Source organism: Giesbergeria anulus (assembly GCF_900111115.1).
In the GTDB taxonomy this organism is placed as follows: Bacteria; Pseudomonadota; Gammaproteobacteria; order Burkholderiales; family Burkholderiaceae_C; genus Simplicispira; species Simplicispira anulus.
In genome coordinates this window covers 741,854-756,645 of sequence record NZ_FOGD01000001.1, presented here as the reverse complement: position 1 = coordinate 756,645, position 14,792 = coordinate 741,854, and the positions used below count along the sequence as shown (strand labels likewise).

Sequence of the window (14,792 nt, the reverse complement as noted above, 5' to 3'; positions counted from 1 at the left end):
CTCATTCGATAGTGAGTCGCTGTGCGCTACTGCCTTGTTTTTTCGGCAGCGTCAGGGTGAGCACGCCGTGGTCGTACTTGGCTTTGGCCTGCAAGGCATCGATATCGGCAGGCAACTGAAAGCTGCGCGCCATCTCGCCAAAATAGCGCTCTGAGCGCAGCAGTTTTTCGTCTTCGGTTTGCCGATCAAGCTGGCGCACCTCGGCGCGCAAACTGACCACATTGCCTTCTACCGAAACGTGGATATCTTCCTTGAGTACACCGGGCACTTCGGCCTGCACGGTATAGCCAGTATCGGTTTCTTTCACATCTACTTTCATTTGTGCTGGGGAGGGCAGTGGGTCGCCATGCAGCGGGCGGATGTAGTAACTGGGATTGACCTCTTTGAGCAGCTCATCTAGGAAGCCACCGCGACCAATCAATGCATTCATGAGGGTTTTCGTTCAAAACGGGTTGGAAAAAATGTCCATGCACTGCGATAGGCACTCGTACAAGATAAGCCGCTTGTGGCCCAAATTCAAGAGGGAAAATACACCCGCAGAGCGCAGGCGCAGTCGGCTGCTGTGGCGCTCTTCTGCACAAAGCCGATACGCCGGTGATAATCAGCCCTTTCCGTCCGATCCCCCGCCGTCGGTTTTTTATCCATGACGCTCTCCCTTTGCACCGCACAGCTCAATTTTGTCGTTGGTGACCTCTCTGGCAATGCGCAAAAGATCATTGCTGCGGCCCATGAGGCCCATGCTGCGGGTGCCCATTTGTTGCTTACCCCTGAACTGGCCATTTGCGGTTATGCGGCAGAAGATTTGTTTCTGCGCCCAGCTTTCCAAACCGCCTGTGATGAGGCCGTGCAAACCGTGGCCCGTGACACCGCCCATTTGCAGGGATTAGTGATTGTGCTGGGCCATCCACAGGCAGTGGCTGGCGCGGGTCTGGTCTGCAATGCGGCCAGCGTACTGCGCCATGGCCAGATTGAGCAAACTTACGCCAAGCAGTCGCTGCCCAACTATGGCGTCTTTGACGAGCAGCGCTATTTTTCCCCCGGCTCCCAGCCTTGTGTGTTCGAGGTGCAGGGGGTGCGCGTCGGGCTGTTAGTGTGTGAGGATGCTTGGCACCCCGGCCCGGCGCGTGCGGCAGCGGCAGCAGGTGCGCAAGTGCTCGCGGTCATCAATGCCTCGCCTTTTCATGGCGGCAAACCGGCAGAACGCGAACAGGTGCTGTATGCCCGTGCGCAAGAAACCGGCTTGCCGATGGTCTATGCCCATTTGGTAGGTGGTCAAGATGAGCTGGTGTTTGATGGGCACTCTTTTGCCTTGCACGCCGATGGCAGCGTGGCTGGGCGCGCCATAGGCTTTCAAGAAACGCTGTTTTTTATCCAAGCACGCTCTACTCCTGCCGGATTGCACTTTGCCGCTGACACCATCCCCCACGCCAGTCCTGAGGCCGACTTGTGGCACGCACTGGTGTTGGCCGTGCGCGACTATGTGGGCAAAAACGGCTTTCCGGGGGCCTTGCTCGGCCTGTCGGGCGGTATTGACTCGGCCTTGGTGCTAGCGATTGCAGTGGATGCCTTGGGTGCCGATAAGGTACGTACCGTGATGATGCCCTCGCCCTACACGGCGGACATCAGTTGGCTTGATGCCCGCGACATGGTGGCTCGCTTGGGTGTGCATTACGACGAGATCGCCATTGCACCGCAATTCGATAGCTTCCGCCAAGCGCTGGCCAGGGTATTTGCTGGCCGCCCCGAAGACACCACCGAAGAAAACATCCAAGCGCGTATCCGGGGCACTTTGCTGATGGCCATGTCCAACAAGTTGGGTGCTATCGTACTCACTACCGGCAACAAGAGCGAGATGGCCACCGGCTACTGCACCCTGTATGGCGATATGGCTGGGGGCTTTGCCGTGATTAAAGATCTGGTCAAAACCACGGTATACGACTTGGCCCGCTGGCGCAATGCCCACGATCCTTACGGCACGGGTTTCAATCCGATTCCTGAGCGCATCATCACCCGCCCGCCCAGTGCCGAGCTGCGCCCAGATCAAACCGACCAAGACAGCCTACCGCCCTATGAAGTGCTCGATGCCATCGTCGTGCGCTACATGGAAAATGACGAGCCGATTGCCGCCATCATCCAAGCTGGGTTTGAGCCAGCCGATGTTGAGCGCGTGACGCGGCTCATCAAGCTCAATGAATACAAGCGTCGCCAAGCCCCGCCCGGCCCACGCCTGACCCGGCGCAGTTTTGGCAAAGACTGGCGCTACCCCATTACCAGCCGTTTTCGGGCCTGAGCCCGCGCCTGTTTGTCGATTTAACCATCAGAGGAGTTGCTTTTATGAAAATGATCACCGCCGTTATCAAGCCGTTCAAACTCGAAGAAGTGCGTGAGGCGCTGGCCGATTGTGGCGTCACTGGCCTGACGGTGACGGAAGTGAAGGGCTTTGGCCGCCAAAAGGGCCATACCGAGTTGTACCGGGGCGCTGAGTACGTGGTGGACTTTTTGCCCAAAGTTAAGGTAGAAGTGGTGGTCAAGTCCGACGATGTAGATCGCTGTGTCGATGCCATCGTCAATACTGCCCGCACCGGCAAAATTGGCGACGGCAAGATTTTTATCACCCCTGTGGAGCGCGTTGTGCGTATTCGTACCGGCGATTTGGACGATAACGCGGTTTAAAGCACCGATTCCAAGTTGACGCTGGCGGCGCGGCAGCCCGCCGCCTGCACCAGATCGCGTAGCAGGGTGGTGTGGTCGCTGCTGCTTTGGACAAGACCCAACTGCCACGACCCCATAAATTCTTGGCTGACGCTGGTCTGCACAAAACTGAGCAAGCCGTCGTAGTAGCCCGCCACGTTTAGCAAGCCTATGGGTTTTTGGTGGTAGCCCAGCTGACGCCAAGTCCAGACCTCAAACAATTCTTCAAAGGTGCCAATGCCACCGGGCAGGGCCAAAAAGGCATCGCTGCGGTCGGCCATCAATGCCTTGCGTTCGTGCATGGTTTGCACCACATGCAGCTCGTCACAGGCTTCGCGGGCGTGTTCTAGGGCGGCCAAACTGTGTGGAATAACCCCCACCACGCGGCCTCCAGCCGCTTGGGTGGCATCTGCCACTGTACCCATCAGGCCGTTGCGGCCACCGCCATACACCAACTGGCCGCCGTGGCTGCCAATCCAATGCCCAACCCGGCGGGCAGCATCGGCAAATTGGGGATCATTGCCCGTGCGCGAACCGCAATAGACGGCCAGCGAAAAAGCCGGTTCAGCCATGAAAAAACCTTTGAAAAATGGCGCTGGCCCAAATGCCCAAGCACAGCAACAAGGTGAGCAAAACGGCAGCACTACCCATGTCTTTGGCCCGCTTGGACAAAGCGTGCCACTCTGGGCCAATGCGGTCAATTGCGGCCTCAATGCCGGTATTGAGCAGCTCGACCACCATCAGCAACACCACCGAGCCTGCCAGCAGCGCCACCTCCATCCAGTTTTGGCCTAACCAGCAAGCACTGGGCAGCAACACCAGAGCGGCTAGGGCTTCTTGACGAAATGCTGGTTCTGCCCAACCGGCCCGCAAGCCATGCAGCGAGTAACGGGTGGCGTGCCAAAGTCTGTGCAAGCCAGTGCGACTCTTTTGGGCGTTGACTGGCTCGGCGCTGGGGTGGGGTGGCTGCGTCACGACTGGGGCTTTCGGGTATGCACAAAATGAACCAAGCGGGTGCCCGCCAGTGCATCGTGCCAAAACTGGCCCAGAGGATGAAAGCGACTCAAAATAGCCCAAATAGCTACCCAGCCTAGCAGCAGCACAGCGATTTCGCCTCCAGACAACGCAAAGGGGGCCGCTGCCAACAGCGGTGGCAAAAACCACAGCCAACTTAGCACATAACGCAGCAGGGCACGCGATTGGGTTAAGGGCTGGCCGGCGGCATCTACCACGCGGATATGCCAAGTCTTCATGGCTAAGGTGTGGCCCTTGGCCCAAAACCAAGTGAAGTAAATGCCAAACACAATAAACAAAAAGCCTTGCAGGGCATGGCGGTTATCCAGTGCATGGCGCGTTTGGCTGAGGGTGCCAAACAGGTAGCCCGCAATAAACACCACGCCAAACATCAACAGCCCTTCGTAGAGCCAGCAGGCCATGCGCCGGCGCAGGGGGGGCGCTTGCAGGTACGGATGCGCCGCCTTTGGCTGATCGGATGGCGGTGCAGAAGAGGCGGGAGCAGGAGCGTGCATTGGCGGGGGTCAGTGCCCGTAAGCGGAAGGGGCCAGTATGGGCACCACGGTTTCTGCCGCAGGTGTAGGCTGCGCTACAGGTTCTGCTAACGGGGGCAGGGCTTGGATAACCGGGCTGCTAGGCACAGTCACGGGGGCTGTTTCTACCACGACAGGAGGCATTGCTGCTGTGCTGCTTTTGTTCTCCTGTGGTGGTACGGTGGGATAGGGCCGAGATGTTGTCTGGGCCGTAGCAGTTTGGTGCGGAATTTTGGGTGGATTGAGCGGATTGGCATCCTTGGCCGTAGCTGCTGGTACCTGCACCAGTTTGCGCGCTGGCACTGGGTGCAAGGCGGTGGCTGCGCCTTTGGGGCGTGGCGCTGCATGGGCTGCTAGGCGGCGTTTTTCTTCGTCACTCAGGGCTTGGTAGGCCTCCCACTGTGCCCGTTTGTTTTCTGGTGCTAGCTTGTTGGCTGTCGCAAAATTGAGCCGTGCTTGGTTGCGCTGTTGAGCACTCAGGCTGGCCCACTCTGTCATGCGGTTGTGCAGTTTGGTCTGTTCTGTTTCTGGCAAGGCAGCAAAGCTTTGCGCCAAGGCCAGCCAGCGGCGTTTTTGGATTTCACTCAGCACCCCCCAGCGCGCAGCCAAGGGCTGCAGGGCGCGTTTTTGCCCGGCATCCAATTGGCCCCACGGTGGGCCAGAGGCCACACCCACGGCCTCTAGGTTGCGCAGATCTTTGCCTGCCTGAGGCGGCGCAGACAACGCCTCTGCCACCAGCACCGTGCTGGGGGCCATGCGTACCTGTTGCACCACATGAGTGCCATAGGCAGCCAACACCCCCAGCAACGCCGAGGCCAGTACCAACGGTAGGTGAACGCGACGGCGTCCATCAGGGAGAGGGGTAGGGTGCAACATGCAAAAGGAGTGCAGGAAGGGGCCGCAAATGCCAGTCAATGCGCTTGCGGGCTGCCACCGTTTTTCAGAAACTGCACAAATCCGGGGTCGGCATAGGCTTCTGGTGGCAAATCATCGGTGAGTAGTGCAGCATCCACTTCGGCCACTTCAGCCGTGCCATATTCGTTTTGCGCCGTGTTGATCATCACCAAGCCCGCCACCAAGGCCAGCGCTGGAATAGCTCCCAACAATGACTGCCACCAGCCGCCGCCCTCACTACGCCCGCCCAAGGCGGCAGCACCACCAGAGGGCACCAGCACGGTGGCTGGTTGGTGGGTGTGTACATGTACCAATACGGGCTTCTTGCGCCGGGCCAGCGCTTGCTCGCGCCCAGCACGCAGGCGCTCAGAAATGTCGTAAGGCAAAGTCTGCGTGCTGTCGTCTAGATGCGTCACCACGCGACGCGCATAGGCCCGCAGCGCCTGCTCGTCAGGGGGAAGATGTAAATTTGTGTTCATGGCTTGATTCCTTTGGCCCGCAGGGCTTTGCTGAGGGCTTGAATGGCGCGAAAGCAATGGGTTTTGACGCTGCCCTCAGAGCAGCCCATAGCCGCCGCAGTCTCTGCGACATCCATCTCTTCCCAATAACGCATCAAAAAGGCTTCTCGTTGACGTGCGGGGAGCGCTTCGATCTCTTGTTCGATGCTGTGCAGGGTTTGGCCGCGCTGGGCCATGTCTTCGGCGCTGTGCGCGCGTTGCTCTGGGTCGCGGTCGCTCCAAGTCTCTAGCAGGTCAAAGCCTTCGCCTTCTTCGCCGCTGGATTCAAAGTCGCCCAGGTCGGTAAATAGGGCACGGTGGCGCTTTTGTCGCCGGAACCAATCGAGCGTGCAATTGGACAAAATGCGCTGGAACAGCATGGGCAACTCGTTGGCCGGTTTGTCGCCGTAGTGCTCCGCCAACTTCATCATGCTGTCTTGCACGATGTCTAGGGCGGCTTCCTCATTGCGCACATGGTAGAGCGAGCGCTTGAAGGCGCGCTTTTCCACGTTTTTGAGAAAATCGGAGAGTTCTTGTTCGGTGGCCAAGACAGACAGTGTGGCAAGTGGGCAGCGTGGGCGCACCATGCGCCATGCAAAAGTTCGCGATTATGGCACTGCCCATGCTTTTTTGTCCTGTTGACATGGATGGCTATGTTGCAATGCGATAATGCGAGTTGCACACTAAAAAGCAAACGGGTCACGGTCCGGCGCGGCAATCATCTCGCCCATGTCCTTGGCCTTAAGTTCCGAGCCGCCTTCACAAGAGTGCGCGCAAGGAGCACCCAAGGTTTTTCGTCAGAGAAATTCACAAAGGTTCATCATGGAAATCAACAAGGCTGACGCCACTACCACTCCCGCTACCGAGGCCCCTGAACTGATGGGTTCTGAAATCCTCGTTCGTGCCTTGCAGGCTGAAGGCGTCAACCAGATCTGGGGTTACCCCGGCGGTGCCGTCCTCTACATCTACGACGCCATCTACAAACAAAACACCATCCAGCACGTGCTGGTGCGCCACGAGCAGGCCGCCGTTCACGCTGCCGATGGTTTTGCCCGCGCCACCGGCGAAGTGGGCGTGGCACTGGTCACCTCTGGCCCCGGCCTGACCAACGCCGTCACTGGCATTGCCACCGCCTACTGCGACAGCATCCCGATGGTCATTATCTCCGGCCAAGTGGGCACGGCAGCCATCGGTTCTGATGCCTTCCAAGAGTGCGATACCGTAGGTATCACCCGCCCTATCGTCAAGCACAATTTCTTGGTTAAAGATGTGCGTGACATGGCTGACATCATGAAAAAGGCCTTCCACATTGCTCGCACTGGCCGCCCCGGCCCGGTGGTGGTGGATGTGCCCAAAGATGTGTCGTTCAATAAAACGGCTTACCACGGCTACCCCGAATCCGTGACCATGCGCAGTTACAACCCGGTGCGCAAGGGCCACGGGGGTCAGATTCGCAAGGCGCTGCAACTGCTGCTCAACGCCAAGCGCCCCTACATTTATACCGGCGGTGGCGTGTTGCTGGGCAACGCCTGCAACGAGTTGCGCACGTTGGTCGATATGTTGGGCTACCCCGTCACACACACCCTGATGGGTTTGGGTGCCTATCCAGCCACGAACAAAAAGTTCTTGGGTATGTTGGGTATGCACGGCACGGTCGAGGCCAACTACGCCATGCAGCATTGCGACGTGCTGCTGGCCGTGGGCGCACGCTTTGACGACCGCGTCATTGGCAACCCCAAGCACTTTGCCTCGGTAGAGCGCAAGATCATCCATATCGACATTGATCCCTCCAGCATCGCCAAGCGCGTCAAGGTGGATGTGCCGATTGTGGGCGATGTCAAAGACGTGCTCACCGAGTTGATCACCATGCTCAAAGAAAGCCCACAGCGCCCTGATGCCCAAGCTTTGGGCGCTTGGTGGGACACCATCGAAGGCTGGCGTGTCAAAGATTGCTTGGCCTACGACCGGGCCAACACCGAAGTCATCAAACCACAAAAGGTCATTGAAACCCTCTGGAACCTGACCAAGGACGATGACTGCTACATCAGCTCTGACGTCGGTCAGCACCAGATGTTTGCCGCGCAGTTCTACAAGTTCAATGAGCCGCGCCGCTGGATCAACTCTGGTGGTTTGGGCACCATGGGTGTGGGCTTGCCCTATGCGATGGGTATCAAGCTGGCCAAGCCACAAGCCGACTCTTGGTGCGTGACCGGCGAAGGCTCGATCCAGATGAACATCCAAGAGCTGTCCACCTGCCAGCAGTACGGTACCCACGTCAAAGTCATCTCGCTCAACAACCGCTATTTGGGCATGGTGCGCCAGTGGCAAGAGCTGATCTACCAAGGCCGCTACAGCCATAGCTATATGGACGCGCTGCCCAATTTCGTCAAGTTGGCCGAGGCTTACGGCCACGTCGGTATGCTGATTGAGCGCCCCGAAGACGTGGAGGGAGCGCTGCGCGAGGCCCGTGCCATCAAGGATCGCACCGTGTTCCTCGACTTCCGTACAGACCCAACTGAAAACGTCTGGCCGATGGTTGAAGCGGGCAAGGGCATCACTGAGATGCTGCTTGGCTCCGAAGAACTGTAATTCTCCTTCACTTTTTTGGACGAATCTATTGCCCGCCAAGCCTGCTGCTTACCGGCAGCAGGGGAGGGCGGCGAAAAGAGGGATCTTTTATGAAACACATCATTGCTGTTCTGCTCGAAAACGAAGCCGGTGCCCTGTCGCGCGTGGTCGGCTTGTTTTCTGCCCGTGGTTACAACATCGAGTCGCTGACCGTCGCACCGACGGAAGACCCTTCGCTGTCGCGCATGACCATCCAGACCACCGGCTCGGAAGACGTGATTGAACAGATCACCAAGCACCTGAACCGCCTGATCGAAGTGGTCAAGGTGGTCGATTTGACCGAAGGTGCTTACACCGAGCGCGAGCTGATGCTGATCAAGGTGCGCGCGGTAGGCAAAGAGCGCGAAGAAATGAAGCGCATGGCCGATATTTTCCGTGGCCGCATCATCGACGTCACTGACAAGAGCTACACCATTGAGCTGACCGGTGACCAGAGCAAAAACGATGCTTTCCTGCAAGCGCTAGACCGCACCGCCATTTTGGAAACCGTGCGCACCGGTGCCAGTGGCATTGGCCGTGGCGAGCGCATTTTGCGCGTCTAAACGCATCCTCTTTGCTTCCCATTTTTGAACTATTTAACCCCCTGGAGCCAATATGAAAGTTTTCTACGACAAAGACTGTGACCTGAGCCTGATCAAGGGCAAGACTGTAGCCATCATTGGTTACGGCAGCCAAGGCCACGCCCACGCCCAAAACCTGAACGAAAGCGGCGTGAAGGTCGTGGTCGGTCTGCGCAAGGGTGGCGCTTCTTGGGACAAGGTTGCCAAGGCTGGCCTGACCGTGATGGAAGTCAACGATGCCGTGAAGGCCGCTGATCTGGTCATGATCTTGTTACCCGACGAGAACATCCCTGACGTTTACAACAACAACGTTGCTCCCAACATCAAGCAAGGCGCTACGCTGGCCTTTGCCCACGGTTTTAACGTGCATTACAACCAAGTCGTGCCCCGTGCCGATTTGGACGTCATCATGGTCGCCCCCAAAGGCCCCGGCCACACCGTGCGTTCCGAATACCTCAAGGGCGGCGGCGTGCCCACCCTGATCGCGGTGTACCAAGACAAGTCCGGCAAGGCCCGTGACTTGGCCCTGTCCTACGCTTCGGCCAATGGCGGCGGCAAGGGCGGCATCATTGAGACCAATTTCAAAGAAGAAACCGAAACCGACCTGTTTGGCGAACAAGCCGTGCTGTGCGGCGGTGCGGTCGAACTGGTGAAGATGGGCTTTGAAACCCTGACCGAAGCAGGTTACGCTCCTGAAATGGCCTACTTCGAGTGCCTGCACGAGCTGAAGTTGATTGTCGACCTGATGTACGAAGGCGGCATTGCCAACATGAACTACTCCATCTCCAACAATGCGGAGTATGGCGAGTACGTGACCGGCACCGAAGTCATCAACGACAAGTCCCGCGAGGCCATGCGTGCTGCCCTCAAGCGCATCCAAACTGGCGAATACGCCAAGATGTTCATCTTGGAAGGCAAGACCAACTATCCTTCGATGACGGCCCGTCGCCGCCTGAATGCCGAGCATTCCATCGAAATCGTGGGCGAAAAGCTGCGCGCCATGATGCCTTGGATCTCTAAGAACAAGCTGGTCGATCAAACCCGCAACTGATCGGTTCGCTTTTCGCGCCGATTTTGCCAAGGCCACTTCGGTGGCCTTTTTTTTTGTGGGCGCAGGTACACTGCAACCCTGTCCGGCCCCCATCCGGGCAGTAAATGAATACGCTGTTTGGCATAGCTGCTTGCGCACCATGGGGATTGCGCTGGAGGTCGATTGAATGGATGAAGAAGGTACATCGGGCGTACAAACCCCTGAACTGCTGGTGCGCAAGCGTCGCAAGGGGATTTACATCCTGCCCAACCTGTTCACGCTGGCGGCCTTGTTTGGCGGCTTCTATGCGGTGGTCATGGCGATGAATGGGCGCTTTGATATGGCGGCCATTGGCATCTTTTGCGCGATGGTGCTCGATAGCCTTGATGGCCGTATTGCCCGCATGACTAACACGCAAAGCGCCTTTGGTGAGCAGATGGATTCGCTGTCCGACATGGTCTCTTTTGGCGCGGCACCCGCGCTGATCGCTTATATCTGGGCGCTCAAAGATTTGGGCCGCTGGGGCTGGATTGCTGCTTTTGTTTATTGCGCCTGCGCGGCGCTGCGCTTGGCGCGCTTTAACGTGAACACGGCAGTGGTAGACAAACGCTATTTTCAGGGCCTGCCCTCGCCCGCTGCGGCGGCTTTGGTGATGGGCTTGATCTGGCTGATGACGGAGTTGGGCGTGCAGCGCGGCGGCAATACCGAGCTGCTCGGTTGGCATGGCATCACTTGGCTGATGTTTGCCTTTACCCTGTATGCGGGCTTAACGATGGTGACTAATGTGCCGTTTTACAGCTTCAAAGATGTGCAGATGAAAAAGAGCGTGCCTTTTATCGTCATTGTGCTCATGGCGTTGGGCATCGCGATTGTCAACATCCACCCGCCCATTGCGTTGTTTGGCGTTTTTGTGCTTTATGGCCTCAGTGGCTATGCCGTTTATGCTTGGCGCAAGGCCAAAGGCTTGCAAACGAGTGTGATTAGCACTTCTACCGATGAGCCAGAAGAGCGTGGCTTGCACCAATAATTGCCGCAGATGGGCTGCAATTGTGCTACATTGAGCGCCATGAAAATTTTTGCCCAAGCGCTACTACTAACCACCCACGGGCGGAGTCAGTAGGCGCGCGCGCACACTTTTTCTTCAAAAGCCCGTATGCAACCGCAGCGGGCTTTTTTTTTGCCATTTCAGACACCAGGAGAAACCTATGGCCGATCAATTGATTATTTTTGATACCACCTTGCGCGATGGCGAACAATCGCCCGGTGCCTCCATGACCAAGGACGAAAAACTGCGCATTGCCCGCCAGTTGGAGCGCCTCAAGGTGGATGTGATTGAGGCAGGTTTTGCCGCTAGCTCCAACGGCGATTTTGAAGCCGTGCAGATGATTGCCAACGCTATCAAAGATTCCACCGTCTGCTCGCTCTCGCGCGCCAATGACCGTGACATTTCCCGCGCTGCTGAGGCGCTCAAGGGGGCCAATCGGGGCCGTATCCACACCTTTATTGCCACCTCGCCGCTGCACATGGAAAAGAAGCTGCGCATGAGCCCTGAGCAGGTGTTGGAGCAGGCCAAGCAGGCGGTGCGCTTTGGCCGCAACCTGTGTGGCGATATTGAATTTAGCCCCGAAGACGGCTACCGCAGCGAGATGGACTTTTTGTGCCGCGTGATTGAGGCGGTGATTAACGAGGGGGCTACCACCATTAATGTGCCCGACACCGTGGGCTATGCCATTCCTGAGTTGTACGGCAATTTCATTAAGACTCTGCGCGAGCGCGTACCCAACAGCGACAAGGCCGTCTGGTCGGTGCATTGCCACAATGACTTGGGCATGGCAGTAGCCAACTCGCTGGCTGGGGTCAAAATTGGTGGCGCACGCCAAATCGAGTGCACTATCAACGGCTTGGGTGAGCGCGCTGGCAACTGTGCCTTGGAAGAAGTGGTTATGGCCGTGAAGACGCGGCGCGATTATTTCAACCTCGACCTGAACATCGACACCCAACACATTGTGGCTGCCAGCCGCATGGTCAGCCAGATTACTGGATTTGTCGTGCAGCCCAACAAGGCGGTGGTGGGGGCCAATGCTTTTGCCCACGCCAGCGGCATCCACCAAGATGGCGTGCTCAAGGCCCGCGATACCTACGAAATCATGCGTGCCGAAGATGTAGGCTGGAGCAACAACAAAATTGTGTTGGGCAAGCTCAGTGGTCGCAATGCCTTCAAGCAGCGCTTGCAAGAACTGGGCGTGAGCTTAGACAGCGAGACCGAAACCAACGCCGCCTTTGCTCGTTTTAAAGAGTTGGCCGACCGCAAGAGCGAAATTTTTGACGAAGACATTTTGGCGCTGGTCAATGAAGAAAGCGTGAGCCACGACAAAGAGCACTTTGCCTTTGTCTCGCTGGCCCAACACAGCGAGACCGGCGAGCGCCCACAGGCCACGGTAGTCTTTACCGCCGGTGGCCAAGAGATCAAGGCGCAATCGGATGGCAATGGCCCGGTGGATGCCTCGCTCAAAGCGATTGAATCCCATGTGCAAAGTGGTGCTGAGATGGTGCTGTATTCGGTCAATGCCATCAGTGGCTCTACCGAAAGCCAAGGCGAAGTGACAGTGCGCCTGCAAAGCAGTGGCCGGGTGGTCAATGGCGTGGGTGCTGACCCAGATATCGTGGTGGCCTCGGCCAAAGCCTACCTGAGTGCCTTGAACAAGCTGCACAGCAAGACCGAGCGCGTAGCCGCTCAAGGTTAATGCGAGCGCCCCACGGGGCTAAAAGGCCCTTGTGGTGCAACTTCGGCACTTCGCTCCTATAATTAAGGCCAATCAATAGAAAAGTCACGCAAAAAATTACCCTTGCGTGACTTTTTGTTTTTTATCCTTGCCTTCCGTTTGGAGACACATCGTGATCTGCCGTCGTCCCCCCACCGCATTGCGTTCTCTGGTTCAGATATTGACGGTTGCTCTTTTGGGGTCAGCATTGTCGTCTCCACTGGTTCTGGCAGCAGAGCGCAAAGACGCTCCGGCCAAGAAAGCCAAGGTTAGTGTGGCGGCAGCCACGCCGCAGGGAAAATCGGTGGTCAAGGCAGCATCGAGTCAGCCCGCCCGCAAGTCGGTGGCTAAAACCACCGAGCGCGCCCCAGTGGTGGTTAGCCGCAACGCACGTGGTGCGGCGGCCAACAAGATGGTAGCGTTGGCACCACCACCCAAAGGCCGTGGCAAAGCTGCCCAGCGTGCGGCCCTGGCTGCTGCAGCCGCTACGGCAGCTACTGTTGTAGCGGCCAAGCCCTCTTTTGGTGAGTTGGCTGGCTTGCACCATGCCACTGATCCGCTGGAGCTTAAATCGAGCGTGGCCTTGGTGATTGACCAAGACACCCAAGAGGTGCTGCTACGCAAGAATGAGCAAGCCATTTTGCCTATTGCCTCTCTGACCAAGCTCATGACTGGGCTGCTGATCTCTGAGGCTCGCTTGCCGATGCACGAGCCGATCACCATCACCCAAGAGGATGTGGATACCGAAAAGGGCAGTCGCTCGCGCTTGAGCGTAGGCACCACCTTGACACGCCAAGAGATGCTGCATTTGGCGCTCATGTCTAGCGAGAACCGAGCGGCCAATGCGTTGGGCCGCACCTATCCGGGCGGTTTAGGCACGTTTGTCGCCAAGATGAATGCCAAGGCCCGCCAGTTGGGCATGGCAGATACCCGCTATGTTGAGCCTACGGGCTTGTCCAGCAACAACCAGTCTAGCGCCCGCGATTTGGCGATGTTGGTTAATGTAGCTTCCCGTGATCCGTTGTTGCGTGAGTTTTCTACTTCGCCAGGCCACGAGGTGGCCGTGGGGCAAAGAACCCTGCAATACAACAACACCAACCGGCTGGTAAAAAACCCAGACTGGGATACTGGGCTGCAAAAAACGGGCTACATCGCCGAGGCAGGCCGCTGCTTGGTGATGCAGACCAAGGTAGCTGGGCGCAAACTCATCATGGTGTTTTTGGATTCTGCGGGCAAATACAGCCGTCTAGGCGATGCCGAGCGGGTGCGCAACTGGGTTGAAGCACGCCAGCACAGCCTGCACTCGGCAGCTAACCGAACCCAACTCCAAGCACTCAACCGCTAAAGGCGCTGGTGGGTAGTTATTCAGTGCTGCCCGCCTTGTTGTAGCCCAAGGCGGTTGATATTTTTTGCGCTGTGGCTTGGAGTTTAGACAGCCAGCCCTCATCGAGCCGGTCGGCAGGGGCAGAGATAGACAGGCCCGCCAGCAACTTGCCTTGGTCATCATAAACCCCAGCAGCCATACAGCGCACGCCCAGTTCTAGCTCTTCGTTATCACGGGCTACGCCCGATTGGCGTGCTTTGTTGAGCTCGCGCTCCAGCACTGCAAACTGCGTGATGCTGTTGTGTGTGTGCCCCGGCAAGCCGGTGCGGGTGGCATAGTTGCGTACTTGCTGGATGTCATCGGCGGCTAAAAATAGCTTGCCGGTAGAAGTCAGGTGCAAGGGGGCCCGGCCCCCAATGGCCCGCACCACCTGCATCCCTGAGCGCTCGCTGTAGGTGCGCTCTACATACACGATCTCATCGCCTTGGCGCATACTCAGGTTGACCGGCTGCTGGATCAGCTTGTGCAGGTCGCGCATTGGAATCAGTGCGGCATCGCGCACATTGAGCCGCCCTTTGACTAAATTGCCCAACTCTAGCAGGCGCATACCAAGGCGGTAGCTGCCCGATTCGGGGCGATCGACAAAGCGGCCTGTGGCTAGATCGTTGAGGATGCGGTGGGTAGTAGACGGATGTAGCCCCGATTTTTCGCTGATTTCTTTGAGTGATATGGCTTCTTCGCGCGAGGCCAAGATGTCAATCAGCGTGAACATGCGTTCAATGACCTGAACGCTGGGTTTGGGGGGAAGGGCAGAATCTTTTTTCTTCATTGAGAGCGCAGCGTACTAGGTGCGCCTATT

16 protein-coding genes are annotated in these 14,792 nt (G+C 57.7%); 8 read left to right on the top strand and 8 right to left on the bottom strand.

Features of this window, described 5'->3' with window-relative positions:
- Position 1: 1 nt before the first annotated feature.
- The gene (locus BMX55_RS03440; protein WP_091452716.1) at positions 2-430 is read right to left on the bottom strand and encodes an Hsp20/alpha crystallin family protein; all 429 of its coding nucleotides are present in this window, start codon (positions 428-430) and stop codon (positions 2-4) included.
- 213 nt (positions 431-643) lie between these two features.
- Between BMX55_RS03440 and BMX55_RS03435 the strand changes: the two genes are divergently transcribed.
- Together BMX55_RS03435 and BMX55_RS03430 are read left to right on the top strand one after the other, a co-directional pair.
- The gene (locus BMX55_RS03435; RefSeq protein WP_091452713.1) at positions 644-2,290 is read left to right on the top strand and encodes an NAD+ synthase; all 1,647 of its coding nucleotides are present in this window, start codon (positions 644-646) and stop codon (positions 2,288-2,290) included.
- Positions 2,291-2,334: 44 nt separating this feature from the next.
- Positions 2,335-2,673: a P-II family nitrogen regulator gene (locus tag BMX55_RS03430; RefSeq protein ID WP_091452707.1), complete on the top strand. Its 339-nt coding sequence runs from the start codon at positions 2,335-2,337 to the stop codon at positions 2,671-2,673.
- Here the strand turns inward: BMX55_RS03430 and BMX55_RS03425 are convergent.
- The 6 genes from BMX55_RS03425 to BMX55_RS03400 are packed head-to-tail and all read right to left on the bottom strand — an operon-like array spanning position 2,670 to position 6,177.
- Complete coding sequence (locus BMX55_RS03425) at positions 2,670-3,263, bottom strand: LOG family protein (protein ID WP_091452704.1); 594 nt, start codon at positions 3,261-3,263, stop codon at positions 2,670-2,672. The two genes, BMX55_RS03430 and BMX55_RS03425, sit on opposite strands and share 4 nt — an antisense overlap.
- Positions 3,256-3,666, bottom strand: coding sequence for a diacylglycerol kinase (locus BMX55_RS03420; protein WP_091452700.1), 411 nt, complete (start codon positions 3,664-3,666; stop codon positions 3,256-3,258). Before BMX55_RS03420 ends, BMX55_RS03425 begins: the two co-directional genes overlap by 8 nt.
- Positions 3,663-4,220, bottom strand: coding sequence for an RDD family protein (locus BMX55_RS03415; RefSeq protein WP_091452697.1), 558 nt, complete (start codon positions 4,218-4,220; stop codon positions 3,663-3,665). Before BMX55_RS03415 ends, BMX55_RS03420 begins: the two co-directional genes overlap by 4 nt.
- 9 nt (positions 4,221-4,229) lie before the next feature.
- Complete coding sequence (locus tag BMX55_RS03410) at positions 4,230-5,114, bottom strand: DUF3106 domain-containing protein (protein WP_091452694.1); 885 nt, start codon at positions 5,112-5,114, stop codon at positions 4,230-4,232.
- A gap of 35 nt (positions 5,115-5,149) precedes the next feature.
- Entirely contained in the window at positions 5,150-5,611 is a 462-nt protein-coding gene (locus BMX55_RS03405) for a DUF3619 family protein (RefSeq protein WP_091452691.1), read from the bottom strand.
- Complete coding sequence (locus tag BMX55_RS03400; protein WP_091453195.1) at positions 5,608-6,177, bottom strand: RNA polymerase sigma factor; 570 nt, start codon at positions 6,175-6,177, stop codon at positions 5,608-5,610. The genes BMX55_RS03405 and BMX55_RS03400 overlap by 4 nt, the downstream gene beginning before the upstream one ends.
- A gap of 274 nt (positions 6,178-6,451) precedes the next feature.
- Here BMX55_RS03400 and BMX55_RS03395 point away from each other — a divergent pair, with 274 nt between their 5' ends.
- The 6 genes from BMX55_RS03395 to pbpG all read left to right on the top strand — a co-directional run bounded on the left by BMX55_RS03395 (position 6,452) and on the right by pbpG (position 13,954).
- Positions 6,452-8,218, top strand: a complete 1,767-nt coding sequence (locus BMX55_RS03395; RefSeq protein ID WP_091452688.1) for an acetolactate synthase 3 catalytic subunit — start codon at positions 6,452-6,454, stop codon at positions 8,216-8,218.
- An 89-nt stretch (positions 8,219-8,307) separates the two neighbouring features.
- Positions 8,308-8,799, top strand: a complete 492-nt coding sequence (gene ilvN / locus BMX55_RS03390) for an acetolactate synthase small subunit (protein WP_091452685.1) — start codon at positions 8,308-8,310, stop codon at positions 8,797-8,799.
- A 52-nt stretch (positions 8,800-8,851) separates the two neighbouring features.
- On the top strand, positions 8,852-9,868 hold the full coding sequence (ilvC, locus tag BMX55_RS03385) for a ketol-acid reductoisomerase (RefSeq protein ID WP_091452682.1): 1,017 nt from the start codon (positions 8,852-8,854) through the stop codon (positions 9,866-9,868).
- Positions 9,869-10,034: 166 nt separating this feature from the next.
- Positions 10,035-10,874: a CDP-diacylglycerol--serine O-phosphatidyltransferase gene (gene pssA / locus BMX55_RS03380; protein WP_091452678.1), complete on the top strand. Its 840-nt coding sequence runs from the start codon at positions 10,035-10,037 to the stop codon at positions 10,872-10,874.
- 178 nt (positions 10,875-11,052) lie between these two features.
- A complete protein-coding gene (locus BMX55_RS03375) occupies positions 11,053-12,591 on the top strand; it encodes a 2-isopropylmalate synthase (protein WP_091452673.1) in 1,539 nt (512 codons plus the stop codon).
- A gap of 154 nt (positions 12,592-12,745) precedes the next feature.
- Positions 12,746-13,954: a D-alanyl-D-alanine endopeptidase gene (gene pbpG / locus BMX55_RS03370; protein WP_177172814.1), complete on the top strand. Its 1,209-nt coding sequence runs from the start codon at positions 12,746-12,748 to the stop codon at positions 13,952-13,954.
- A 16-nt stretch (positions 13,955-13,970) separates the two neighbouring features.
- Here the strand turns inward: pbpG and BMX55_RS03365 are convergent, their stop codons facing one another.
- Positions 13,971-14,762, bottom strand: a complete 792-nt coding sequence (locus BMX55_RS03365; protein WP_091452669.1) for an IclR family transcriptional regulator — start codon at positions 14,760-14,762, stop codon at positions 13,971-13,973.
- Positions 14,763-14,792: the final 30 nt, after the last annotated feature.

Excerpts from the sequence above, each read along its gene's own strand:
- BMX55_RS03440 (WP_091452716.1), bottom strand. The coding sequence starts at position 430 with ATGAATGCATTGATTGGTCGCGGTGGCTTCCTAGATGAGCTGCTCAAA.
- BMX55_RS03435 (WP_091452713.1), top strand. The coding sequence starts at position 644 with ATGACGCTCTCCCTTTGCACCGCACAGCTCAATTTTGTCGTTGGTGAC.
- BMX55_RS03430 (WP_091452707.1), top strand. The coding sequence starts at position 2,335 with ATGAAAATGATCACCGCCGTTATCAAGCCGTTCAAACTCGAAGAAGTG.
- BMX55_RS03425 (WP_091452704.1), bottom strand. The coding sequence starts at position 3,263 with ATGGCTGAACCGGCTTTTTCGCTGGCCGTCTATTGCGGTTCGCGCACG.
- BMX55_RS03415 (WP_091452697.1), bottom strand. The coding sequence starts at position 4,220 with ATGCACGCTCCTGCTCCCGCCTCTTCTGCACCGCCATCCGATCAGCCA.
- BMX55_RS03410 (WP_091452694.1), bottom strand. The coding sequence starts at position 5,114 with ATGTTGCACCCTACCCCTCTCCCTGATGGACGCCGTCGCGTTCACCTA.
- BMX55_RS03405 (WP_091452691.1), bottom strand. The coding sequence starts at position 5,611 with ATGAACACAAATTTACATCTTCCCCCTGACGAGCAGGCGCTGCGGGCC.
- BMX55_RS03395 (WP_091452688.1), top strand. The coding sequence starts at position 6,452 with ATGGAAATCAACAAGGCTGACGCCACTACCACTCCCGCTACCGAGGCC.
- ilvN (WP_091452685.1), top strand. The coding sequence starts at position 8,308 with ATGAAACACATCATTGCTGTTCTGCTCGAAAACGAAGCCGGTGCCCTG.
- ilvC (WP_091452682.1), top strand. The coding sequence starts at position 8,852 with ATGAAAGTTTTCTACGACAAAGACTGTGACCTGAGCCTGATCAAGGGC.
- pssA (WP_091452678.1), top strand. The coding sequence starts at position 10,035 with ATGGATGAAGAAGGTACATCGGGCGTACAAACCCCTGAACTGCTGGTG.
- BMX55_RS03375 (WP_091452673.1), top strand. The coding sequence starts at position 11,053 with ATGGCCGATCAATTGATTATTTTTGATACCACCTTGCGCGATGGCGAA.
- BMX55_RS03365 (WP_091452669.1), bottom strand. The coding sequence starts at position 14,762 with ATGAAGAAAAAAGATTCTGCCCTTCCCCCCAAACCCAGCGTTCAGGTC.